Annotated in this window: 1 protein-coding gene; it reads right to left on the minus strand. The window is 74.6% G+C overall.

What is annotated here, in order from left to right; all coding sequences use genetic code 11:
* A partial coding sequence (locus tag FS882_RS20730) for a hypothetical protein (protein WP_158376151.1) occupies window positions 1-236 on the minus strand: 236 nt, incomplete at its 3' end.
* Between the last annotated feature and the right edge of the window lie 44 nt (window positions 237-280).

The raw sequence follows: 280 nt of genomic DNA on the forward strand, positions 1-280 counted from the left end.
ATGGCGGGTGCCAGCACGGTCAGGTCCAGCCCGCGCAACCAGGCGTCGAGCACGGGTCCGGGCGGGCACGCGGCGATCGACTCGATCTGCCGCTGCTCACCGGTCCGGGGCGCCCCGCCGAACGCCACCACGGGGTCCGGGCCGTAGTCGGTCAGGCAGACCCCGTCGGCGGCGTAGACCGGCAGCACCGGGTCGGCGACCACGTCGCCCCGGGGGTGTTCCTGCAGGTCAGCCATGCAAGAACGCTACCGGCGACCACCGACACCACCCCCGGCCCGAC

Source organism: Cellulosimicrobium cellulans, assembly GCF_007679345.1.
Lineage (GTDB): Bacteria > Actinomycetota > Actinomycetes > Actinomycetales > Cellulomonadaceae > Cellulomonas > Cellulomonas cellulans_A.